Here is a 21,732-nt window from a genome sequence, read left to right as displayed (position 1 = left end):
CGCGGGCATCTGCGCCTAGGCCGTGTCGCGGGGGAGCAGGCGCAGCTCCACCGTCTCCTTCGGCCGGACGGAGCCCGCCGGGACGGCGGTGTACGGCCCCGGGTTCACCAGGACCGGCCTGAACCTGCGCAGCAGGCAGGCGAGCAGGAGTGGCGCCTCCACGTAGAACAGGTGAAGCCCGAGGCACACGTGCGGACCACCGCCGAACGGGAAGTAGGCGTAGCGGTGCCGACGCTCCCCCGTGTCCTGGGCGAACCTCTCCGGATCGAAGTCCATCGGCCGATCCCAGAACTCGTCGAGCCGGTGCGTGACGTACGGACTGATCAGAACCTGCGAACCGGCCTCGACCCTGGTGCCGCCGATCTCGTCCGGGGCGACCACCATGCGCGGGAACATCCACCCCGAGGGGTACAGACGCAGGAGTTCCTGCAGCACGGCCTTCATGTACCGCAGCCGCGGGAGCTGCTCCGGATCGACGGGGCCCGTCCCGACGACCTCGTCCACCTCGTCGTACAGGCGCGCGGTCACGTCGGGATGGGCGTGGAGAAGCGGCCAGAGCCAGGTCAGCGCCGTCGCCGTGGTCTCCGCGGCCGCGCCGTAGATGCTGACGAGGTCGTCGCGCATCTGCTGCTCACCCGATCCGTCCCCCTCCTGGCCGCGGGCGCGGGCGAGCGCGGAGATGATGTCGCGGCCCTCCCCGGGGTCGCGCAGGGCCTGCCGGACCAGCGGCACCACCACGCTGTCGATCGTCTTCACGGCGCGCGTGAAGGCCCGGTCGCCCGGAACGGGCACCGAGTAGGGAATGAAGGGCATGAACAGCCGGAAGGTGAAGGACGACGCGGCGGTCGCGTACGCGGGAGCCAGCCGCTCGGCGTCCTTCAACGGGATCTTGTCGCCGAACAGGACGTGGATGACGGCGCGGTTCGCCATGCGGGCCAGTTCCTCGCCGATGTCCACCGGCCGCCCGTCGCGGGCATGGGGCGTCAGCTCCTCGAGGCACTCCTCGATCGCCTTGACCATGCCCTGGGCCAGCGAGTTCACGTACCGCGCGGTGAACAGCGGCTGCAGGATTTTCCTGCTGGACTCCCAGCCCGGGCCGTCGCTGATGATGCTGTTCCCGGCCACCCGCTCCAGGGGTTTCCAGAACATGCCGTCGCGGACGTAGTTCGTCCAGTTGCCGCGCAGAACGTGCTGCACATGGTCGGGGTGGCTGACGAGGTACGGACGGAACGGCCCCAGGTGGATCCGCACCACGTCACCTCGGGCCTGCCTGCCGAAATCGGCAAGCGCGTTCACGGGGTCGCGGAGTAGGCGGGGCAGAGCGCGGCGGAGGGGAAGGGATCGAGGGGCGTCACTTGAGCGGAAACCGGTATCGGCAGACATCGCGGTTTGTCTCCCACCTGGTGGCGGCGCCCGCGAGCTCATGGCACGCTGCGGCAGCGGCACCGTGATGTGCTCGGAAACCGCTGGTCGTGCTCGTGAGGGCGCGGACGTGGATCACTTACTCGTCGTGGATCGGACAGTCGGCAGAGCCGGCAAACTCCCCTCGCTCCCTCACACCTCGTTCCTCGCCAGATGAGTCCTCTCGGCCTCTCTGGCGTCACTTCGGGCAGTATCACATGATCGACTCCAAATGATCAACATTGCAGGTCAGTGACACTTTTATGCCGGTGTGGCCCTAGATGCGCCTATAGCCAGATTTGTCGCTTGAGACGGTTTGACGTGCCGGGAAAAAGGGAAGGGCCGGGCCTCACGGCCCGGCCCCTCACGACGCGTCGTCAGGCGTGGCTGGTCACCAGCAGCGCGATGCCCACGAGGATGACGATGGGAATCAGCCACACCACGACCTCGCCGAGGAACTCCTTGTACATGGGGACCGAATCCTCTCGGTGACGTGCGGAAAGTTAATCCCGAGCAGCATATTCGCTCGTGCCCGGCGGTGGAACACGGCACCGTCCCCCGGCTGCGGACGGCAGGGGCCGCTGTGCCGGCGGAGACCGTACGAGCCGGAAGCGACGCCCGCCCGCGCCGCGAGTCATCGGATGAAACGTACACGCATCCCCGCTGGTCAGGGCTTTTTCCGCGCCTCGTCCCTGGGCCGGGCGACGGGCCGGTCTCTACCATCGCGCGGGACAGCACGAGGGAGAGACGCGATGTCGAAGAGAAGTGCGGTGGTGGCGGCCCTGCTCGTGGTGCTCGGGCTGCTCGTCGCCCGGCCCGCCGAGGCGGCCACGGTACGGATCATGCCCCTGGGTGACTCGATCACCGGATCGCCCGGCTGCTGGCGGGCCCTGTTGTGGAACAAGCTGCAGAACGGCGGCTTCACCAACATCGACATGGTGGGGACGCTGCCCGCCCAGGGGTGCGGGGTGCCGTACGACGGTGACAACGAGGGCCACGGCGGCTTCCTCGTCACGAACGTCGCCGACCAGAACCAGCTCCCGGGCTGGCTCTCGGCGACCCGTCCCGACATCGTGATGATGCACTTCGGCACCAACGACGTGTGGAGCAACAAGCCCACCGACACGATCCTCGCGGCCTACGGCAAGCTCGTGGACCAGATGCGGGCGAGCAACCCGAGCATGAAGATCCTGGTCGCCCAGATCATCCCGATGAACCCGAGCACCTGCCCCGAGTGCGCCCAGCGGGCCGTCGCCCTGAACAGCGCGATCCCGGGCTGGGCCGCCGCGAAGACCACTGCGGCCTCCCCGATCGTGGTCGTCGACCAGTGGACCGGCTTCAGCACGAGCACGGACACCTACGACGGCGTGCACCCCAACGACAGCGGCAACCAGAAGATGGCGGACAAGTGGTATCCCGCCCTGTCGGCGCTGCTCGGCGGCGCGCAGCCGTCCCCCAGCCCCAGCCCGAGCCCGAGCCCGAGTCGCAGCCCCAGCCCCAGCCCCTCGCCGACCCGGTCGCCTTCTCCGTCGCCGTCGCCGTCCCCCTCCTCCTCGCCCTCGTCCGGCCCGTCGGGCTGCAGCGCGACCTACAAGATCACCAATCAGTGGGGCGGCGGCTTCCAGGGTGAGGTCACGGTCAAGAACACGGGCACCGCTCCCATCAGCGCCTGGACCGTGACCTGGACCTTCGCCAACGGGCAGCAGGTGACCCAGGCGTGGGGCGGCAAGGCCACCCAGAGCGGGGCGAGCGTGACCGTGAAGAACGAGAGCTGGAACGGCTCCCTCGACGCCGGCGCGAGCACCACGCTGGGCTTCATCGCCTCCTGGAACGCTTCCGATTCCGCCCCCACGCCCGCCTGCGCGGCCGCCTGACCTCGATCGGGCCGGGCCTCTATCGGCGCGGTCGGCCCGCCCGGCAGGCGTGCGTCCCCCGGTGTCCCCCGGTGCCCCCTATGCGGGCCCGGGGGACGCGCGCTTACGGCCGGATGCACGTCTTTCGAACTGTTCGTGACAGCCGCCGTCTCGCGGTCGCCGGCCGTGTTCCCTGGTACGGGTGATCCCCTCTGACCGGTCATGGCCGGATATCGACGTGGTCGGCGCCGCCGTCCGCGACCCCGTCACCGTGTACGGCGGCACCGGCTCTGTGCGCGAACTCGCCCACGAGGGCAACCGGGTCCCCGACGTCGCCGCCCTCGACGCCCGCCGCCTCGTGGTCGCCTGGCGGGCCGGGGCGGCCGATCCGGTGGACCCCTCGCCCACCGACCAGGGCGCGATCATGTACGCCCGATCCGGGGACGGCGGCCGCACCTGGACCACCGGCACGCTCGCGGCGGACACCTCCACCCATCGCTACCACTACGTCGTGTTCCTCAAGGACGGCGACGCGCTGCTGGCGCTGCTCGGCCGGATCACGATCGCGGCCGATCGCGACGCCGCGGGGAACGTCGACGGCTTCCCGGTGACGATGGTCGCCAGGAGGAGCACCGACGGCGGCCGCACCTGGGCCGATCACCCCGTCTCCGTCGCCGTGCCGCCCAACTCCCGGGGGGTCGTCGTGGCCGGCAAACCACTCAGGCACGAGGGCGTCTGGCTGGTGCCGTACTGGCAGGCGGCGGGCGGCACCACCAGGGCAGGCGTGCTGCGCTCGGCCGACCTGGTCACCTGGACGCCGGGCGCCCTGGCGGATAATCCGCCCGGCCTGTCCGTCGAGGAGCCGCAGGTCGTCGTGGCCCAGGACGATCCGCGCACCCTGCTCATGGTCGCGCGCACGCTGCGCGGCGGCACCGCGGCGGACAAGGACGCCCACTACCGCACCCACGCCGCGTACGCCGCGACCGCGACCAGCACCGACGGCGGGCTGACCTGGTCCGCCTTCGCCGTGGACCCCGAACTGCCGAACTACTACGTCAAGACCTTCTTCACGAAGGACTCCCTCGATCGCTATCTGACCGTCTACAACACGCTGGCCGGGCCGTTCACCGGCCCGGCGTCCGCAAAGCCCGACCAGTACCGCGAGGTCCTCTACTACAAGGTCAGACGTCCGGGTGCGCCGTGGGGCCCGGGGCGGCTCTTCGCCGACGGCAGGCGGCTCACCCGTGGCGCGGCCCGCGGCTGGGACGTCTACGCGTCGGCCGACGAGTACGAGCCGGGCCGGTTCTTCGTCGTCTGGGAGCACAACCAGATCGAGATCAAGGTCGCCCGCCTCGACCTGGCCGACGTCTTCACCGGGATCGCTCCCGGCTGGGGCGGATGGACCATGAGCGGCGGCGCCGAAGTCATCGGAGGATTCGGCGATGGCGGCCCGGCTTCGGCGGCCTCCTCCCCTGATGACGCCCGTGCTCTGCGCCTGACCGCCGGGCGGATCAGCCGCCCGTACGGACCGCCTGAGGGCTTCGTCCTGACCTTCCACGGCAGGGTGACGCGCTTCCCGAGCTCCGGCGACGGCCTGGGGATCGAGGTGAGCACGGGCACGCGCCTCCTCCACCTGGCCGTACGGCCCGACGGCCTGCACGCCCTGACGGCGGACGGGTGGGCGCCCGTCCCCGGGGTGGGAGACCGGTGGCGGGTGATCGTCGACGCGGGGGGCGCCGCGACCACGCAGGCCGTCCCCCCGGCCGGCCCGCCCGGAGCGCGGTGGACCATCCCGGCGGCGGGCGGCCCGCCGGGTGTGTCGGTCACCGGCGACGGGGAGGCCGTGCTGGAGCTGGTCGAGGTCACCGATCACGTGGCGGGCGGCTCCTGGGCGGGATGGGAACTCGACCGGGGAGCCGCGGTCGTGGACGGCGGCCTGCGCCTGCGCAGCGCCACGAGCGGGGTCGTCTCGGCCGTGCTGCCCCTCGACGTGACCAGGGCGTGCGACTTCACCGTGGAGTTCCGGGGCCGGGTGATCGACGACAGCGCCCTGGACCCGCGGACCGGGCGAGGGGTCAGCCTCGGGACGAAGGTCGCCAACGGCGCCCGGCGGCTCATGCTGACGGTTCAGCGCGGCGGCGTGTGGACGATGACGAAGGGATCCGGCACCTGGGAGAGGATCCTCACGCTCCCCGAGGCCGGCAGACCCGCCACCTGGAAGGTGACCGTGGACAGCGCGGGAGTGGCCCGCCTGCACCGCGACGGCGCGGACACGGGCGCGACCTGGGTGGTCCCCGACAGCAGGGAGACGCCGCAGGTCGCGCACTGGGTGGCGGGCACGGGGGGCGGCAACGCGGCCGAGGCCCACATCGACTGGACCCTGGTCACGGCCACCCTCGGCACCCGTTGATCGGTGCGAGCCACCTCGCTGGGCCGCCGCCGAACATCTGATTTTCGGACGTCACTGCTTTCCGGACATCACTGCTTTCCGGACGTCACTGCTTTCCGGACGTCACTGCTTTCCGGACGTCACTGCTTCCCGGACGTCACTGCTTCCCGGACGTCACTGCTTTCCGGACGTCACTGCTTTCCGGACGTCACTGCGCCGGCCGAAAGCTCCGGTCCTCGCGAAGTCCGCTTCGCTGGACCTTCGCTGCGGTCCTCGCTCCCGCCCGCTCCGCTCCTTGCGGTCCCGTCGGGCGTCTCCAGGGGGCGGAAGCGGGAACCGGACTGGCTCTGTCACCGATAGCCGGTGACGTCGGCGGGGCGGCCGGGGTCCTGGACCTCCACGAGATAACGCCAGCAGTCGGGGCGGCTGCCGTCCACGTCGGTGAAGCCGTACACCTGGGCCAGTTGGCCGCTGGACAGCGACTGCCCGTTCCAGCGGCTCACCTCCGGGTCGGCGGCCAGGGCCGCCACCGCGCGTCCGACGAAGGCCGGGGTCTCGGAGATGGCGAAGTGCGGCACTTTGTCCAGCGCGTCATGCCAGTTGGCCTCCGTCACGCCGAAGTGCTCCAGCATGAGCTCCGAACGCAGCCAGCCCGGCGTGAGCGACACCGCGGTCGCGCCGTGCGGGGCCAGCTCCTTGGCCTGGGCGAAAGCCATCCGATTCACGGACGTCTTCGCGAGGTCGTAGAAGAACGAGACGCGATAGTTGGCGGCGTTGTATTCCGCCGTGCCGTCGGTGACCTCGACCACCAGGCCGCCCGGCTTGCGGATCAGCAGCGGCAGCGCGTAGTGGCTGGTGATGATGTGTGTGTCGATCGCCAGCCGCAGGATGCGCAGGCCGTCGTCGAGCGAGTGCTCCCAGAGCCGGTCGGTCCAGCTGAACAGCAGCTCGCCGCCCCAGATGTCGTTGACCAGCACGTCGAGCCCGCCCTGCTCGGCGTCGATCCGCTCCACGAGGGCCCGCACCTGCTCGCGGTCGAGGTGGTCCACCGGCACGGCGATCCCCCGCCCACCGGCGGCGGTGACCAGCTCGGCCGTCTCCTCGATCGTCTCCGGCCGGTCCATCTCCGAGCGCCGCTCGCGGGTGCTGCGGCCGGTCACGTAGACCGTCGCCCCCGCCGCGCCCAGCTCGACCGCGATCCCGCGCCCCGCGCCCCGGGTCGCCCCGGCGACCAGTGCGACCTTCCCATCCAGGCTGCTCATCATGAGACGGCATGCTGGCACACGCCACCGACAAAAAACGGAGCCCGCGGGTTGGCCGCGATCCCTGGGGGCAGCGCGTGCTTTCAGCTAGGGTGCTGATCGCGATCCCGGAGGAGGACGGCATGAGCGAATACGCGGCGACTTTTCAACTTATCGACACCGATGGGGACGGGCGGATCTCGGCCGAGGAGCTCGTACGCCTGATGGATGTGCTCGGCCGGCCGCTCACGCAGGAAGGGGCGCAGGGCGCGATCGACAGGGTCGACGCCGACCGCGACGGCCTGATCGACCTGGAGGAGTTCGGCGCCTGGCTGAGCGGGCACTGAGCGGCTTTGAGCTGCGTTGAGCGGGCGTTGAGCAAGCACTGAAAGGCGACGACGAGTTCTGGGGCGCGGTGCCGGCGGGCGTCGCGAGGCTACTGCGCCCCCGCATGGGCGACGTCGCGGACCGGATGATCGCGGAGATCCAGCGGCGGGTGCCCGAATACGCCCGCCCGGCGGACGAGATCTACATCAAGGTCCTACGGCTGTCGGTCAACCAGGCGCTGCGGGGGTTCCTGGAACGCATCGAGAACCCGCGGGCGCCGTGGGACCCCGAGGTCTTCCGGACGATCGGCAGGGGCGAGGCCGCCGAGGGGCGTGACCTCGTGCCCTTCCAGACCGCGATGCGACTGGGCGCGCGGGTGGCCTGGCGGCGGCTCACCGAGCAGTCCGAGCAGCTCGGCCTCGATCCGCGGACGCTGTACGACCTGGGCGAGGCCATCTTCGTCTACCTCGACCAGCTCGCCGACGCGGCCGCGGAGGGCTTCGCCGAGGCGCGGGCGCACGCGGCCGGCGAGATGGAGCGCCGCCGCCGGCGGCTGCTCGATCTGCTGCTCACCCGGCCCGCAGCCTCGCCGGAGGCCGTCGCCGACCTGGCCAGGACCGCCGGCTGGCGGCTCCCCCGCACGGTCGCCGGGGTGGCCCTGGAGGAACGCGACGGCGGTTCTCCCCTGCCGGTGCTGCCACCGGACGTGCTGACCGGGCTCGACCGCAACGTCCCGTGTCTCGTGGTGCCCGACCCCGGCGGCCCCGGACAGGTGCAGGCGCTGGAGAGCGCCCTGCGCGGCTGGCGGGCCGCGATCGGCCCCGCCGTGCCGCTCGCCGCCGCCGCGAACTCGCTCGGCTGGGCGAGGGAGGCCCTCGACCTCGGCACCCGCGGCGTCCTGCCCCGGCGGGGACTGCTGCGCTGCGCCGACCACATGGCCACGCTGGTCGTCTTCAAGGACGAGGACCTGGTGGCCGCCCTGGCCGAGGTGCGCCTCGCGCCCCTCGCCCACCTGCGGCAAACCCAGCAGGACCGCCTGGCCGAGACCCTGCTCGCCTGGCTGCGGCACGGCCGGGGCGTCGCCGAGGTCGCGGCGGCGCTCCACGTCCACCCGCAGACCGTGCGGTATCGCCTGCGCCAGATCGAGCAGCTGTACGGCGACGCGCTCGCCGACCCCGACGTCCGGTTCGAGCTGGAGATCGTGCTGCGCGCCCGCCAGGCCCGTCAGAGCCCGCCTGACGGTTAGGGAGTGGTGCCGCCACTGGTCCGCAGGCCCCGGGCCACCGGCCGCTCGTGCAGGCCGAACCGCGCCTCCGGCTCCCGCGTGCCGTCGAGGATCTCCGCGACGTGTCCGGCCAGGGCCGGGGCGTGTTTGAAGCCGTGCCCGGACTCGCCGCCGAGCAGCCAGACGCCGTCCTCGACCTCGGCGATGATCCACTCGGCGTCCTTGGTCAGCGCGTACTGGCAGACCTGGCTGAACACCACCGGCGCGCCCACCAGCGACGGGAACCGCCTGGCCAGGTAGGCGCGCGCCTGCTCCTCGGTGTGCCGCAGCACCCGCCTGCCGCCGCTCTCCGGGTCGTACGGCTCGCCCTCGGCGTCGCCGGTGATCTTCATCCCCATGCCGTCCAGGTCGCCGTGCCCGTACGCCGACAGGTCGTAGTCGCAGAACGCGGGCAGCGGCGGCGTCGTCCAGTCCCTGGGCACGCCGAAGTGGAAGGTGTCCTGCCGCGTCACCTGGACGTGCCCCGCCTCGTGCGGGAACAGCCGCGGCAGCCACGCGCCGCACGCCCACACCACGCGGTCCGCCGTCAGCACCTCGCCATCCACCACGACGCCGGCCCCTCGCCCGTACGGCACGGCCCGGGCGCGGATCTGCCGCACGCCGGCCGCGCCGGCCAGGCGCGCGGTCGCCTGCGTCGCCCGCCGGGCCCGCAGCACTCCGGCGTTCGGCTCCCACAGCACGAAGGCGAGGTCGTCGCCCCGCAGGCCGGGGAACCGCCGCGCCGCCTCGGCCGGATCGAGCAGCTCGCAGGGGATGTCCAGCCGCTCGAGCACCCGGGCGCTGCGCGTCTCCCAGCCGTCCGGGTCGCGGGCGAACCACATCAGCCCCGACTCGACGTACAGGTCCTCGCCGGTCCGCTGTTCCAGCCGGCGCCAGGCGTCGCGGGCCTGCCAGGCCAGCCGGGGATACCAGTCGTCAGAGCCGTGCGCGCAGCGCAGCAGGCGGGTCTCCCCTGCGCTGGCCTGACGCACGTGACCCGGCGCGTACTGCTCGACGAGCGTCACCCGCCAGCCCTCGTCGGCCAGCCGCAGCGCCAGCGACGACCCCCAGATGCCCGCCCCCACCACGATCGCCGACTTCATCCACCACTCCTTGATCGCGGACCGAAACCTACGTCCGACGTAGGCTACGTCGGGCGTAGGTTTCGCCTACCGGCGCACCGGGGCGGTGATAATCGGAGGCATGATGGCGGCCGAATCGGCGCAGACACTCGAACGAGGCTTACGGCTGTTGCGGCTGCTCGCCGACGCGAACCGGGGCCGCACGCCGACCGAGCTCGCCCAGGAGCTGGGCCTGAGCCGGCCGATCGTCTACCGGCTCCTGACGACCCTGCAGGCCGAGGGCTTCGCCCGGCGGGACGCGCACGGCCGCGTGCATCTCGGCTTCGGGGTGCTCGTGCTGGCCCAGGCCGTGCATCCCCTGCTGCGGGCGGCGGCGCTGCCGGCGCTGCGCGCGCTCGCGGAGCAGGCCGGGGCGACCGCGCACCTGACCGTGGCCGAGGGCGACGAGGGCCTGGCGGTCGCGGTGGTCGAGCCGTCGTGGACCGACTTCCACGTCGCCTATCGGGAGGGCTCGCGCCATCCGCTGACGCGCGGCGCGGCCGGGCTGGCGCTGCTCGCGCTGCGCGAGGGCCGCACGGAGCCGCCGCTGCGCACGAGCAGGGGACACCTCCAGGAGGGCGCGCAGGGCATCGCCGCGCCGATTCCGGGCCTGCCGTGGCTGGAGGCGTCCGTCGGCCTCGTCAGCTTCGCCGACCTCGACGCGGACAAGGTGGGCCCGCTGGTCCTGGAAGCCGCCGACCGCCTCACATCCGCCCTGTCCGAACCCCCGCGCTGACGGTCACCACTTCACCAGGATCGGCTCGGCGAACACCGTGTTGTCCACGACCACGTCGGCCCGCCCCACCGGATCGGCCTCCGCGATGTAGAGGCGCTCGGCGGGCAGATAGCGGTGCAGGTGCAGCGCCTCGGCCTCGGACCCGGCCCAGTCCTGGTCGCGCTCGGGCTCCGCGGCGCACCGAGGTCTCCGGTGGCACCTCCATCCAGACGCGCAGGTCCCAGTACGCGTCGATCTCCGGGCGGAACGCGAAGACCCCGTCGACGATCGTGACCGCGCCGGGCGCGGCGGTCGTCAGCACCGACGAGTGGTCCACCTGCGTCAGCGGGTCGATGGAGCACAGCGCGACGCTCCCCGAGCCGTCCGGCCCCGCCGGGTCGAGCAGCAGGGCGATCGCCGCGTCGTAGTCGTACGCGTTCCGGTAGTAGCCCTCACCCGACTCCCGGTCGTACAGGTGCCGGTCGCGCCACGGCCGCTTGAAGTCGTCGAGGCTCGCCCGCAGCACCGGGCGCCCGGCCCGGGCGAGGTGCTCGGCGAGCTCGTGGCCGAAGCTCGTCTTCCCGGCCGCCGTGAGCCCGTCCACGCCGACACGCAGCCGGCCCGGCCCGAGGGCCAGCACGCGCTCCGCGATCCGCCCGACCAGCGCCGTACGCACGGGGGACGCGGGCGAGGGCGACGGCTGCCGCCAGGTCGAGACGGACAGGTGGACTTCCGCTGTGCTCATGGCCCGCAGCTTGACATTCACGGCGGCATGGCGAATCGTCGTACATATATAGGACACTCGCGTCCGATTAACGGACAGGCGTAGGAGGCGCAATGCCGTACTACCGGGTGGTCGGGGAAGTGCCACGCAAGCGCCACGTGCAGTTCCGCACACCCGACGGCGGGCTGTACAAGGAGGAGCTCATGGGAGAGGAAGGCTTCTCCTCCGACTCCTCGCTGCTCTACCACCGCCACGCGCCGACCGCCATCGTCAAGGCCGAGGCCGTGGACGCGGGGGCGCCCGGCCTCACGCCCAACCTGCCGCTGTCCCCGCGCCATTTCCGTACTCAGGACCTGACGCCCGACGGCGACCTCGTCTCCGGGCGGATGCCGCTCGCCGGCAACTCCGACGTCCGCATCTCGTACGCCGCGTCGCAGGCGCCCAGCGAGCTGTACCGCGACTCGATGGGCGACGAGTGCGTCTACATCGCGAGCGGCCGGGCCCGGTTCGAGTCGGCGTACGGCGCGCTGGACGTGGCCGAGGGCGACTACGTGGTGATCCCGACGGGGACGATCCACCGGTGGGTGCCCGAGGGCCCGGTGACGGCGCTGGTGATCGAGGCGGCCGGGCACATCAGGCCGCCGAAGCGCTACCTGTCCCAGTTCGGCCAGTTCCTGGAGCACGCGCCCTACTGCGAGCGCGACCTGCGCGCGCCGGCCGAGCCGCTGCTCGTGGATGGGGAGGAGGTGCCGGTCCTGGTCAGGACGCGGGGCGGGCTGACCCGGCTGACCTACGCCCACCACCCCTTCGACGTGGTGGGGTGGGACGGCTGCCTCTACCCCTACGCGTTCAACATCCAGGACTTCGAGCCGATCGTGAAGCGCACCCACGCGCCGCCGCCGGTCCACCAGACCTTCGAGGGCCCGGGCTTCGTCGTCTGCTCGTTCTGTCCCCGGCCGCTGGACTTCCACCCCGAAGCCGTGCCGATCCCGTACAACCACCACAACGTGGACTCCGACGAGTTCATGTTCTACGTGGGCGGCGACTACACGGCGAGGAGGGGGTCGGGCATCGACGTCGGCTCGATCTCGCTCCACCCGGCCGGCTTCACGCATGGGCCGCAGCCGGGCGCGGTGGAGGCCGCCGTCGAGGCCGTGCGCAAGGGACACACCGAGACGACCGAGATGGCCGTGATGATCGACACGTTCCGCCCGCTCGACCTCGGCCAGGCCGCCCTCGCGTGCGAGGACACCGACTACGCGTGGACGTGGGCGAGATGAGCTTCGGGCTCGACAACCTGCCGTACGGCGTGTTCTCCCGGCCCGGCGAGCCCCGCAGGGTCGGCGTCCGGGTCGGGGGCCAGGTCCTCGACCTGGCGGCCGCCCTCGGCGGGGACGTCTACGCGGCGCCCAGCCTCAACCCGCTGCTGGCCCTGGGCCGTGCGGCCTGGCAGGAGACGCGCGCGCGGGTACGCGAGGCGGCGGCCACGGGCGACCACCTGATCCCGCTGGCGGAGGTGACCCTGCACCTGCCGGTCGAGGTGGCCGACTACGTGGACTTCTACGCCTCGCTCGAGCACGCGTCGAACCTCGGGCGGATGTTCCGGCCTGACGACGAGCCGCTGAAGCCGAACTGGCGGCACCTGCCCGTCGGCTACCACGGGCGGGCGGGCACGGTCGTCGTCTCGGGGACGCCGATCAGGCGGCCGTGCGGGCAGCGGCCGTCGTTCGGCCCGTCGCAGAAGCTCGACATCGAGGCGGAGCTCGGATTCGTCGTCGGGGTGCCGACGCGGCTCGGCGAGCGCGCGGGCGCGTTCGAGGACCACGTCTTCGGGGTGGCGCTCGTCAACGACTGGAGCGCCCGCGACATCCAGGCGTGGGAGTACGTCCCGCTCGGGCCGTTCCTGGGCAAGTCGTTCGCCACCTCGATGTCCGCGTGGATCACGCCGCTCGACGCCCTGGAGGAGGCCAGGGTCGAGGGCCGGTCGCAGGACCCCGAGCCCCTGCCGTACCTCACCAGGCAGGCGCCGTGGGGGCTCGACCTCACGCTGCGCGTCGGCCTGAACGGCGAGACGGTCTCGACGCCGTCGTTCCGCGACATGTACTGGACGCCCGACCAGATGCTCGCCCACATGACCGTGAACGGCGCCCGGCTCCGCACCGGCGACCTGTTCGCGAGCGGGACGGTGTCGTCGATCGGGCAGCCGGGCTCGCTCATCGAGCTGACCTGGAACGGCGCGGACCCCGTCAAGCTGCCCGGCGAGACCCGGATCTTCCTGGAGGACGGCGACACCGTCACGATCACCGCGTGGACCTCGCACGGGATCAGCCTCGGCGAGGTCTCGGGAAGGATCCTTCCTGCGACTTAGCGTGTTCCTGTCGTCACCCGTCGCTATCTTGGGTGCCCGTGAAGCCACGCACCCTGCCTCCCGCCGCCCGCGCGCTGCTCGCGGTGCTGCTCGTGGCCTGTCCCGCGCTTGCCGCGGGCTGCGCCGTACGCGTGCCGCCCGCGCCGCGCATCACGATCACCCCGGCCTCCGGCGCGGCGGCGGTCCCGCCGGGGGCGGGGTTGGTCGTCAGGGCGGAGGGCGGCAGGCTGACCAGCGTGCTGGCGTTCGCGGGGCGCGAGCCGGTGCCCGGCGCGTTCGACCCGGCCCGCACCGTGTGGCGGTCGTCGTGGACGCTGCGTCCCGGCACGCAGTATGTCGTCAACGCCGTCGCGACGGGCGCCCAAGGCGTCGCCGCCCAGGTCGCGGGCCGGTTCCGCACGCTCACCCCGCGCCGTGAGGTCGCCGTCGCCTCGATCGTCCCCTATGACGGGGAGACCGTCGGGATCGGCATGCCGATCATCGTGACGTTCACCGGGCCGGTCGAGGACCGCGCGGCGGTCGAGCGGGCGCTGGAGGTCCGTGCGGTCCGGGGCCCGGCCGAGGGCGCCTGGCACTGGGCGAGCTCCACCCAGGTCGTCTACCGGCCGCGGAAGTGGTGGCCGGCCGGCGGCGACGTGCGCTTCACCGCCCATCTCGCCGGCGTCCACGCCGCCCCCGGCACGTACGGCGCCGCCGACCGGAGCGTGGCCTTCACCGTGGGGCGGGCCATGGTCAGCACGGTCGACACCCGCACCCACCAGATGGTGGTGCGGCAGGACGGCAGGGTGGCCCAGCGCATGCCGATCAGCGCCGGCATGGCGACCACCAGGGAGTACACGACCACGAGCGGGATCCACCTGACGATGGACAAGGGCAACCCCGTCCGCATGGTCTCGCCGGGCCGCCGCAAGGGCGACCCCGGCTACTACGACAAGCTCATCGACCACGCCGTACGGATCTCCAACAGCGGCGAGTACGTCCACTCGCTGGACAACGTGTGGGCGCAGGGCCGGGTCAACGTCAGCCACGGCTGCCTGAACGTCCGGCCCGACCAGGCGCGGTGGTTCTACGAGCACGCGCTGCGCGGCGATCCCGTCATCGTCACCGGCACCACTCGCGAGTTGGAGTGGAACAACGGCTGGGGCTACTGGCAGCTCTCCTGGCCCCGATGGCTGGCCGGCAGCGCCCTCCGGCACGACGGCGCCGAGACTCCTCCCGCCGCCTCTTGACAGAGGTGGCCGTGTTCAAGTCAGCTCCCTGCATTACGGTCTAGGCATGGCAGTAGCAATCGATTTGTCCCTTTACTGCGAGAACGCGCGGCTCCTCGCCGAGTTCTGGAAGACGGCGCTCGGCTACGTCGACGAGATCCCGGCAGCCCGGTACGCGACCAGTGAGGAGCCGTTCGCGCGGTTCGACCTGCCGGCCGGCGGCGCCGAGGACGACGGGGCCTGCCTCTGCGACCCCGAGGGGGTCGGCCCCCGGCTCTCCATCCTCCGGGTCCCCGAGCGGAAGACGGCGGAGAACCGGCTCCACATCGACGTCCGCGTGCCGGGAGACGGCACGGCGGCCGACCGGTGGGAGCGGATCAGGGCGGAGGCCGCCCGGCTGGTGCGCGCCGGCGGCACGATCCTGGAGGCGTTCGACGACCACATCCTGATGGCCGACCCCGAGGGCAACGAGTTCCGCGTCACCGCGTCCCCTACGTGAAACCCCGCGTGAGAGCCGGCTCTCTGGGAGACCGGCGGCGTAGGCGTTAGGTTGAGAAGGAGGAACCGGACCCGAGTGGTGTTCGTTCATTGCTATGGAGGCGGCAATGAACTCCTGGATCGTATGGCTCATCCTGGCGGCGGTGCTGGGTGTCGCGGAGATTTTCACGCTGACCGCGGCCTTGGGGCTGCTGTCCCTCGCGGCCCTGCTCACGACCGTGGTCGCGGTCGTCGGGCTGCCGCCCGCGATCCAGCTCGCCGTGTTCGTCATCGCCTCCGCAGCCGGCCTCGCCGGGGCGCGCCCGATCGCGCTCCGGCACATCAAGCAGCCGCCCCCGAAGCGCTTCGGGGTGTCCGCGCTCGTCGGCAAGTCCGCGTACGTGACCAAGGAGGTCACCGGCAGGGACGGCCGGGTGCGGATCGGCGGCGAGGAGTGGTCGGCTCGTGCCTACGACGAGACGCTCGTGATCCCGCCAGGGGCCACGGTCGATGTCATAGAGATCGAGGGCGCCACCGCCCTCGTCTACCCCCGGGAGTGAGCAATGGACGCAGCAGTGATCGCCGGAATCGTCATCGCGTTCGTCGTGATCCTGACGGTGCTGCGGGCGGTCCGGATCGTGCCCCAGGCCAGAGCCGGCAACGTCGAGCGCCTGGGCAGGTACTACCGCACACTGGGCCCCGGCCTGAACTTCGTCATCCCCTTCATCGACCGGGTCCGCCCGCTGCTGGACCTGCGCGAGCAGGTGGTGTCGTTCAAACCGCAGCCGGTCATCACCGAGGACAACCTCGTCGTGGACATCGACACGGTGCTGTATTTCCAGGTCACCGATCCCCGGGCGGCGGAGTACGAGATCGCCAACTTCATCCAGGGCGTCGAGCAGCTCACCGTGACGACGCTGCGCAACGTGGTCGGCGGCATGGACCTGGAGAAGACGCTCACCTCTCGTGACATGATCAACAGCCAGCTGCGCGGCGTCCTGGACGAGGCCACCGGCAAGTGGGGCATCCGGGTCAACCGGGTCGAGATCAAGGCGATCGACCCGCCGAAGACCATCAAGGACGCCATGGAGAAGCAGATGCGCGCCGAGCGGGACAAGCGCGCGGCGATCCTCACGGCCGAGGGCCAGCGGCAGTCGCAGATCCTCACGGCCGAAGGCGAGAAGCAGAGCGCGATCCTGCGCGCCGAGGGCGAGCGCACCTCGCAGATCCTCAAGGCCCAGGGTCAGTCGCAGGCGATCGACGAGGTGTTCCAGGCCGTGCACCGCAACGACCCCGACCCCAAGCTGCTCGCCTACCAGTACCTCCAGGTGCTGCCCCAGCTCGCCCAGGGCCAGGGCAACACGATGTGGGTGATCCCGAGCGAGGTCACCTCGGCGCTCCAGTCGCTGTCGAAGGCGTTCACCGAGTCGCTGCCCGCCAGCAGGGCCACCGTGGCGGACGGCAGGCACGAGCGGAGCGCGGCGGGCATCGAGGCGGTCGCCGAGGCCGAGCGCGCCGCCGCCGAGGCCAAGGCTGCGGCCGAGGACAGCGAGCTGGGACCGCGCCAGATCGAGTCCCGGCGGCCCACCCTCGGCGCGGACGGCGTCCAGAACCCCGACCCTGCCCACGCCGTACGCCCGGACGAGCGCCAATAGGGTCACACCATGGCCAGGTAGGCGGCGAGCTCCTCGGCCGAGGAGGTCGAGATCCCGGCGTACCCGTCCGGCCGGACGAGGGTGTGCCGCTCGCCGCCGTACGGCTCGGCCGGCGCGTACGCGCGCACCTCGGGACCACCGGGGACGCGCGGAGCGGGGTCGGGGGACAGCAGGGTGAAGTGCGGGCCCCGCAGCAGGTCGAACATGCGGGCCCGCGTCCCGTCCGCCAGCGGGAGCGGGCCGTCCGGCACCCGGTCTCCGCCGCGCCGGGCGAGCGAGCCGCCCCGGTAGCTCAGCGAGAGCTGGTAGGTGTCCTCGTCGCGTTTGTAGGACTTCTTGTCCAGCAGATCCACGCTGAGACCGAGCACGCGGGCGGCGACGGGCCTGCGCTCCTCCTCGTAGGTGTCCAGCAGCGCCTCCGGCGCCCCGTCGAGCACCCGGGCGAGCTTCCAGCCCAGGTTGTAGGCGTCCTGGACGCCCGTGTTGAGCCCCTGCCCGCCCGCCGGCGGATGCACGTGGACGGCGTCCCCGGCCAGGAAGACCCGGCCGGAGCGGTAGCGGTCGGCGAGGCGGATGTTCACCCGGTAGAGGGATGACCACAGCAGCTCGGTCAGGCGCACCCCGCGCAGCATGGACCTCTCGGCGAACATCCGCTGATAACCGGACAACGTCTGCTCCGGCGTGACCCCCGGCTTCAGCGAGGCGAGCATCTGGAAGGTGTCGGTGCCGGCCATCGGGTAGAGCGCCACCATCCCCCTGCCCGGCCGCACCCAGACGTGGATGTGGTCCCGGCCGAGCCCCTCGACGCGTACGTCGCCGAGGGCCATCCGCTCCTCCTCGCGGGTCTCGCCGGTGAAGCCGATGCCGAGGTCCTTGCGTACCGGGCTCCTGCCGCCGTCCGCCGCGACCAGGTAACGCGCCCGCAGGCTCTCTCCCGTGCCGAGCCTGGCGGTCACCCCGTCCGCGTCCTGCTCGAAGCCGGTCAGCGCGGTGCTCTGCTCCACCTTCCCGCCCAGCTCGGTCAGGCGCTCGCGCAGCACCGCCTCGGTGCGCCACTGCGGGTGCATCAGCACCGTCGGGTACGGCACCATGTCCGTGGCCCCGGCGGGCCTGTGCATGCGGGCCTGCCAGATCGGCACGGCGCCCACCCTGACCCGCAGCGGCGGGTAGGGCGTCGCCGCCGCCAGGATCGGGCCGATCACCCCGAGGTCGTCGAAGACCTCCTGCGTACGCGGTTGCAGGCCCTTGCCCTTGGAGCCGCCCGAGGGCTCTGGCGCCTGGTCGACGATGCGGCAGGCGACGCCCCGGCGGGCCAGGTCCACGGCGAGGGTGAGCCCGGTCGGCCCGGCTCCGACGATCAGTACGTCCGTGTTCTCACGCATGTCCCGACCGTGACAGGCCGCTCTGCCAAACCTCTGTCACGCGCCTGCCGTCCCCTGTCACCGCCCGTTCGCCGGCGTTCTCAGTGGCGCCTTCGCCGGGATCGTTGCCCATCCCTTGATCACGGCTTCCGGGGTCAGGAGGCCGCGCGGGTGATGCGGTCGGCGAATCTGGCGTAGCGGGCGAGCTCGTCCCTGGTGGGCGCGACGATCAGCTCTCCGGCGACCCGTTCGATGCCGGCGCGCAACGCCTTGGCGGCTCTGCGCGCCCTGCGCCGTCCCCCGGCCCAGGCGAACACCCGGCACAGCGCGGCGATCAGCACCCCCGCCAGCGCGCCGCCCAGCAGGAGCACGGTCGGCCACGGCGCCCGGCCGACCGTGGGGGTGGGAAGCCCGGGCAGCATGAGGTAGTCCAGCGCGAAGCGTACGAGCAGCCAGATCGCGCCCGCGACCATCGCGGCGACGGTCAGCCACTGCGCCGTCCCCGCCACGCGCCACCACCGAGGGGCACTGGAGACGCCGCCCGATGTCGCAGCGGCGACCGTGCGGTCCAGGGCGTCCGTCAGCTCTTCGGACCGCGCCCGCGCCGCGTGCCGTACGGCTGTCGCCCACGGCTCGGGCACCGTGGCCGAGGCGGCGGCTCCGACGTCGCGCAGGGCGGTGTCCACGGCCGAGACCTCCACGGCGGTGGCCGCGGGCAGCGAGGAACGGGCTCCCTTGGCCAGGTGGAGACGGCGCAGCGGATCGGGCCGCAGCCTGCGCAGCCAGCGCGTCACCGGCCAGCCCGTCGCGGCGACCGAGCGGTGCCGATGCGACTTCGCGACCGCCTCGACCACGACAGGCACCCCGGCCGCCTGTGCCAGCGCCCGCGTCAGAGCCCTGCTCACCGTGACCTCCGGCACCGCCACTCGCCCCGGCTCCGGCGCCTTCAGCTGCTCCGGCGGTGCTTCCCGCGTCTTCACCGCCGGTGACGTGCCCGCCGGCAGCGCCACGCCGCCCGGCTCCGGCTCGCGGGCGGCCGGGGGCAGGGTGTCCGGGGGTCGGGTGTCCGGGGGTCGCGTGTCCGGGGGTCGGGTGTCCGCCCAGAGCGCGGCGGCGGCCGAGGCCACGTCGGCGGCGAGACGCGACGACCAGGCGCGATGGCGGGAGACCTGGCGGTCGAGCAGCGCCCGCAGTTCGGGAACGCCCTCGCCGGTGCGGGCGGAGACCCCGAGCACCGGCGCCCCCTCCAGCCCGTCGGCCGCCAGCAGGCCGCGCAGGTCGTCGAGACAGCGCTTGACCGACCGCTCCGGCAGCCGGTCCACCTGGTTGAGCACGACGACCATGACGTCCCGGTGCCGGGCGAGCGGGCGCAGGTAGCGCTCGTGCACGGCCGCGTCGGCGTACTTCTGCGGGTCGAGCACCCAGACCAGCAGGTCGACCGCGGCGACCAGGCGGTCGACCTCCCTGCGGTGGGACAGCTCGATGGAGTCGTGGTCGGGCAGGTCCAGCAGGATCAGCCCGGACGCGTCGCCCTCGACCGTGTGGCGCAACGGGACGTCGAGCCAGTCGAGCAGCGGTCCCGAGCCGTCCGGGCCCCACAGGGCCGCCTGCGCCTTGGCGGTCGTCGGCCGGGTCACCCCCACCGTCGCGAGCTCGGTCCCGGACAGGGCGTTGAACAGCGACGACTTGCCGCTCCCCGTCGCCCCGGCGAGGGCGACCGCGGTGTGCTCCACCGACAGGCCGCGCCGTACGCCGGCCCGGGCGACCACGGCGCGCGCGTGGTCCACGGCCTCCCGGCCGAGCCGGCCCTCCGCCAGGTCGGCGGCCTCCGCGAGCGCCTCCAGGCGGTCGTCCAGCGGCACCTCCGCCTTCCTGCGCGGGAGCTTCACAGGACGCCCCTCTCCTGTACGGCCTTGGCGGCCTCCCGCAGGCGGGCAGCCGTCTCCTGAGCCGGGCCCAGCCCCTCCACCAGAGAGGTGAAGCGGGCGCGTTCGTCGTCGAGCAGCACCCGGACACGCCGCCGCAGGTCCTCGCGCGCCTCCTGGGTCAGCGTGCGCACGGCCTGGTCGCCGAAGACGGCTTCGAGCAGCTTCTGGCTGAGCACGCCGGTGCCGCCGGCGATGCCCAGCTCGATGCCGGTGATCCCCCCGGTCGTGGAGAACACCGCCAGCATGATCAGCACGCCGAGGCTGTTCACGCCGAACGACGCCGCCCGGGCGAGCGTGCGCCGGTCGGCGCCCTCGGAGCGGACGAGATCGAGCACGTGCCCCTGCCAGTCGCGTACGGCCACGCCTGCCCGGCTCGGCAGGTCGGCGGACGCGCGGCCGAGCCGCCCGGAGACGGCGACGCCGGACCTCTCCAGCAGGTCGCGCCCGGAGGGAAGGGCCAGCCACGCCTCGACGGCCCGCTCCGCGGCGGCGTCGGCGGTGGCGCGGATCAGCGACTCCACCCCGCTCTCCAGCGCGACCCGAAGCTCCCTGTCGGGCGCCGGGCGGCCGCGGAAGGCCGCGGCGAGGCGGTCGCGCAGCCAGCCGATGCGGGACTCCAGGGCCCGCATGAGGTCGCCGGTGCCGACAAAGTCCTGCCAGCGGGCCAGCACCTCCCCGCGCAGCAGCCTGCCGTCGCGCATCCCCTCGTCGAACGCCGACATCGCCACGTCGTACGCCCTGCCCGCGATGTCGCGCAGCTCGGCGATCCCCACCCGCTGGCGCTCCACCCGGTCGGCCAGGTCGGGCACCCGGGTGCCGAGGCTGTCGAGGGCGCCGGTCAGGGTCCGCCGTACGACCTCGGCCCGCGCCTTGGCGTCCACGGACAGGTCGGCGAGCCAAGTCGCGATCGGCTGCACGACGTGGGCGGGCAGCCGGGCGCGCTCCGACGGCAGCTCCAGCTCGGCGACGGTGAACAGCGGCGTGCCGCCGAGGCCGTTCTCCTGCAGGAGCCGGGTGAGGTCGGCGGCCACGGGCTCGCGTGCCTCGGCCGGGACCCGCTGGAGGATCACCGCGAGCGCCGTGCTCCGCTCCCGGGCCAGGCGCAGGAAGCTCCACGGCACCTCGTCGGCATACCGCGCGGCGGTCGTGACGAACAGCCACAGGTCGGCCGCGGCGAGCAGCTGGGCGGCCAGCTCGCGGTTAGCCGTGACGATCGAGTCGATGTCGGGGGCGTCGAGCAGCGCCAGCCCGGGGGGCAGGGCGTCCACGGGGGCGATCCGCAGGGTGCCCGGCTCGCCGCGTCCCCCGCCGGCCGCCCCGCCCGTCACCCTGGCCAGCCCGGGCAGGACGGTGGCGGAGGTGAACCAGGCGGCGTCGGCGGGGTTGCACACCAGGGTCGGCGCGAGCGTGGTGGGCCGCAGCACCCCGGGCTCGGTCACGATCGCGCCGGCCAGCGAGTTGACCAGGGTGGACTTGCCCGCCCCGGTGGAACCGCCGACCACGGCCAGCAGCGGCGCGTCGATGGCCGCCAGGCGGGGCAGCAGGTAGTCGTCGAGCTGCCCGCGCAGCTCCCCCAGGACGCGCCGGTCGGCCGCGGCGTCCCCGATCTCCAGGGGGAACAGGTCCTGATCGAGGTGACGCCGCAGGGTCTCCAGGGCGGCCCGCAGCCTGTCGGTGTTCCCCGCCATACACCCGACCTT

At 72.7% G+C, this 21,732-nt stretch carries 18 protein-coding genes; 11 read left to right on the top strand and 7 right to left on the bottom strand.

Annotated elements, in window-relative coordinates:
* Positions 1-15 precede the first annotated feature (15 nt).
* The gene (locus tag ACQEVJ_RS03735) at positions 16-1,296 is read right to left on the bottom strand and encodes a cytochrome P450 (RefSeq protein WP_433097168.1); all 1,281 of its coding nucleotides are present in this window, start codon (positions 1,294-1,296) and stop codon (positions 16-18) included.
* Positions 1,297-2,153: 857 nt separating this feature from the next.
* Here ACQEVJ_RS03735 and ACQEVJ_RS03730 point away from each other — a divergent pair.
* Positions 2,154-3,275, top strand: a complete 1,122-nt coding sequence (locus tag ACQEVJ_RS03730) for a cellulose binding domain-containing protein (RefSeq protein WP_433097166.1) — start codon at positions 2,154-2,156, stop codon at positions 3,273-3,275.
* A gap of 181 nt (positions 3,276-3,456) precedes the next feature.
* Positions 3,457-5,664, top strand: a complete 2,208-nt coding sequence (locus ACQEVJ_RS03725) for a sialidase family protein (RefSeq protein WP_433097164.1) — start codon at positions 3,457-3,459, stop codon at positions 5,662-5,664.
* A gap of 329 nt (positions 5,665-5,993) precedes the next feature.
* Here ACQEVJ_RS03725 and ACQEVJ_RS03720 read toward each other — a convergent pair whose 3' ends face one another.
* Positions 5,994-6,908: an SDR family oxidoreductase gene (locus tag ACQEVJ_RS03720; RefSeq protein ID WP_433097162.1), complete on the bottom strand. Its 915-nt coding sequence runs from the start codon at positions 6,906-6,908 to the stop codon at positions 5,994-5,996.
* Positions 6,909-6,916: 8 nt separating this feature from the next.
* On the opposite strand from ACQEVJ_RS03720, the gene ACQEVJ_RS03715 reads away from it, so the two are divergent.
* A complete protein-coding gene (locus ACQEVJ_RS03715; RefSeq protein WP_433097160.1) occupies positions 6,917-7,231 on the top strand; it encodes an EF-hand domain-containing protein in 315 nt (104 codons plus the stop codon).
* Between the two features lie 104 nt (positions 7,232-7,335).
* Positions 7,336-8,457: a PucR family transcriptional regulator gene (locus tag ACQEVJ_RS03710; RefSeq protein WP_433097158.1), complete on the top strand. Its 1,122-nt coding sequence runs from the start codon at positions 7,336-7,338 to the stop codon at positions 8,455-8,457.
* Here ACQEVJ_RS03710 and ACQEVJ_RS03705 read toward each other — a convergent pair.
* Positions 8,454-9,578 carry an NAD(P)/FAD-dependent oxidoreductase gene (locus ACQEVJ_RS03705; RefSeq protein WP_433097156.1) on the bottom strand — a complete coding sequence of 375 codons (1,125 nt, stop codon included), beginning with the start codon at positions 9,576-9,578 and terminating at the stop codon, positions 8,454-8,456. The two genes, ACQEVJ_RS03710 and ACQEVJ_RS03705, sit on opposite strands and share 4 nt — an antisense overlap.
* A gap of 100 nt (positions 9,579-9,678) precedes the next feature.
* Between ACQEVJ_RS03705 and ACQEVJ_RS03700 the strand changes: the two genes are divergently transcribed.
* On the top strand, positions 9,679-10,332 hold the full coding sequence (locus ACQEVJ_RS03700) for a helix-turn-helix domain-containing protein (protein WP_433097154.1): 654 nt from the start codon (positions 9,679-9,681) through the stop codon (positions 10,330-10,332).
* Here ACQEVJ_RS03700 and ACQEVJ_RS03695 read toward each other — a convergent pair.
* Positions 10,301-11,056 carry a uridine kinase gene (locus tag ACQEVJ_RS03695; RefSeq protein ID WP_433097152.1) on the bottom strand — a complete coding sequence of 252 codons (756 nt, stop codon included), beginning with the start codon at positions 11,054-11,056 and terminating at the stop codon, positions 10,301-10,303. The genes ACQEVJ_RS03700 and ACQEVJ_RS03695 overlap by 32 nt on opposite strands.
* Positions 11,057-11,148: 92 nt before the next feature.
* Here ACQEVJ_RS03695 and ACQEVJ_RS03690 point away from each other — a divergent pair, with 92 nt between their 5' ends.
* The 6 genes from ACQEVJ_RS03690 (at position 11,149) to ACQEVJ_RS03665 (ending at position 16,743) form a co-directional block, all read left to right on the top strand.
* Positions 11,149-12,315: a homogentisate 1,2-dioxygenase gene (locus ACQEVJ_RS03690; protein ID WP_433097150.1), complete on the top strand. Its 1,167-nt coding sequence runs from the start codon at positions 11,149-11,151 to the stop codon at positions 12,313-12,315.
* The gene (gene fahA / locus ACQEVJ_RS03685) at positions 12,312-13,403 is read left to right on the top strand and encodes a fumarylacetoacetase (protein ID WP_433112548.1); all 1,092 of its coding nucleotides are present in this window, start codon (positions 12,312-12,314) and stop codon (positions 13,401-13,403) included. Before ACQEVJ_RS03690 ends, fahA begins: the two co-directional genes overlap by 4 nt.
* A 38-nt stretch (positions 13,404-13,441) precedes the next feature.
* Positions 13,442-14,632, top strand: coding sequence for an Ig-like domain-containing protein (locus ACQEVJ_RS03680; RefSeq protein WP_433097148.1), 1,191 nt, complete (start codon positions 13,442-13,444; stop codon positions 14,630-14,632).
* Between the two features lie 46 nt (positions 14,633-14,678).
* Positions 14,679-15,110 (top strand): VOC family protein, encoded by a 432-nt coding sequence (locus tag ACQEVJ_RS03675; protein WP_433097146.1) that lies wholly within the window; start codon positions 14,679-14,681, stop codon positions 15,108-15,110.
* 106 nt (positions 15,111-15,216) lie between these two features.
* Positions 15,217-15,648, top strand: coding sequence for an NfeD family protein (locus ACQEVJ_RS03670; protein ID WP_433097144.1), 432 nt, complete (start codon positions 15,217-15,219; stop codon positions 15,646-15,648).
* Positions 15,649-15,651: 3 nt separating this feature from the next.
* A complete protein-coding gene (locus ACQEVJ_RS03665) occupies positions 15,652-16,743 on the top strand; it encodes an SPFH domain-containing protein (protein WP_433097142.1) in 1,092 nt (363 codons plus the stop codon).
* 2 nt (positions 16,744-16,745) lie between these two features.
* Here the strand turns inward: ACQEVJ_RS03665 and ACQEVJ_RS03660 are convergent, their stop codons facing one another.
* The 3 genes from ACQEVJ_RS03660 to ACQEVJ_RS03650 form a co-directional block, all read right to left on the bottom strand.
* Positions 16,746-18,125, bottom strand: coding sequence for an FAD-dependent oxidoreductase (locus tag ACQEVJ_RS03660; protein ID WP_433097140.1), 1,380 nt, complete (start codon positions 18,123-18,125; stop codon positions 16,746-16,748).
* A gap of 134 nt (positions 18,126-18,259) precedes the next feature.
* A complete protein-coding gene (locus tag ACQEVJ_RS03655; RefSeq protein ID WP_433097138.1) occupies positions 18,260-19,993 on the bottom strand; it encodes a GTPase in 1,734 nt (577 codons plus the stop codon).
* A complete protein-coding gene (locus ACQEVJ_RS03650; RefSeq protein ID WP_433097136.1) occupies positions 19,990-21,720 on the bottom strand; it encodes an ABC transporter in 1,731 nt (576 codons plus the stop codon). Before ACQEVJ_RS03650 ends, ACQEVJ_RS03655 begins: the two co-directional genes overlap by 4 nt.
* Positions 21,721-21,732 lie beyond the last annotated feature (12 nt).

Source organism: Microbispora sp. CA-102843 (assembly GCF_050936215.1).
Classification (GTDB): Bacteria; Actinomycetota; Actinomycetes; order Streptosporangiales; family Streptosporangiaceae; genus Microbispora.
The sequence above is the reverse complement of the archived record's forward strand: the minus strand, read 5'-3'. Positions and strand labels throughout refer to the sequence as shown.

What these genes read in the sequence shown, in the direction of transcription:
- ACQEVJ_RS03720 (WP_433097162.1), bottom strand. Translation starts at nt 6,908, where the DNA reads ATGATGAGCAGCCTGGATGGGAAGGTCGCACTGGTCGCCGGGGCGACC.
- ACQEVJ_RS03710 (WP_433097158.1), top strand. Translation starts at nt 7,336, where the DNA reads ATGGGCGACGTCGCGGACCGGATGATCGCGGAGATCCAGCGGCGGGTG.
- ACQEVJ_RS03700 (WP_433097154.1), top strand. Translation starts at nt 9,679, where the DNA reads ATGATGGCGGCCGAATCGGCGCAGACACTCGAACGAGGCTTACGGCTG.
- ACQEVJ_RS03660 (WP_433097140.1), bottom strand. Translation starts at nt 18,125, where the DNA reads ATGCGTGAGAACACGGACGTACTGATCGTCGGAGCCGGGCCGACCGGG.
- ACQEVJ_RS03705 (WP_433097156.1), bottom strand. Translation starts at nt 9,578, where the DNA reads ATGAAGTCGGCGATCGTGGTGGGGGCGGGCATCTGGGGGTCGTCGCTG.
- ACQEVJ_RS03665 (WP_433097142.1), top strand. Translation starts at nt 15,652, where the DNA reads ATGGACGCAGCAGTGATCGCCGGAATCGTCATCGCGTTCGTCGTGATC.
- ACQEVJ_RS03650 (WP_433097136.1), bottom strand. Translation starts at nt 21,720, where the DNA reads ATGGCGGGGAACACCGACAGGCTGCGGGCCGCCCTGGAGACCCTGCGG.
- ACQEVJ_RS03670 (WP_433097144.1), top strand. Translation starts at nt 15,217, where the DNA reads ATGAACTCCTGGATCGTATGGCTCATCCTGGCGGCGGTGCTGGGTGTC.
- ACQEVJ_RS03695 (WP_433097152.1), bottom strand. Translation starts at nt 11,056, where the DNA reads ATGAGCACAGCGGAAGTCCACCTGTCCGTCTCGACCTGGCGGCAGCCG.
- ACQEVJ_RS03730 (WP_433097166.1), top strand. Translation starts at nt 2,154, where the DNA reads ATGTCGAAGAGAAGTGCGGTGGTGGCGGCCCTGCTCGTGGTGCTCGGG.
- ACQEVJ_RS03690 (WP_433097150.1), top strand. Translation starts at nt 11,149, where the DNA reads ATGCCGTACTACCGGGTGGTCGGGGAAGTGCCACGCAAGCGCCACGTG.
- ACQEVJ_RS03675 (WP_433097146.1), top strand. Translation starts at nt 14,679, where the DNA reads ATGGCAGTAGCAATCGATTTGTCCCTTTACTGCGAGAACGCGCGGCTC.
- ACQEVJ_RS03715 (WP_433097160.1), top strand. Translation starts at nt 6,917, where the DNA reads ATGCTGGCACACGCCACCGACAAAAAACGGAGCCCGCGGGTTGGCCGC.
- fahA (WP_433112548.1), top strand. Translation starts at nt 12,312, where the DNA reads ATGAGCTTCGGGCTCGACAACCTGCCGTACGGCGTGTTCTCCCGGCCC.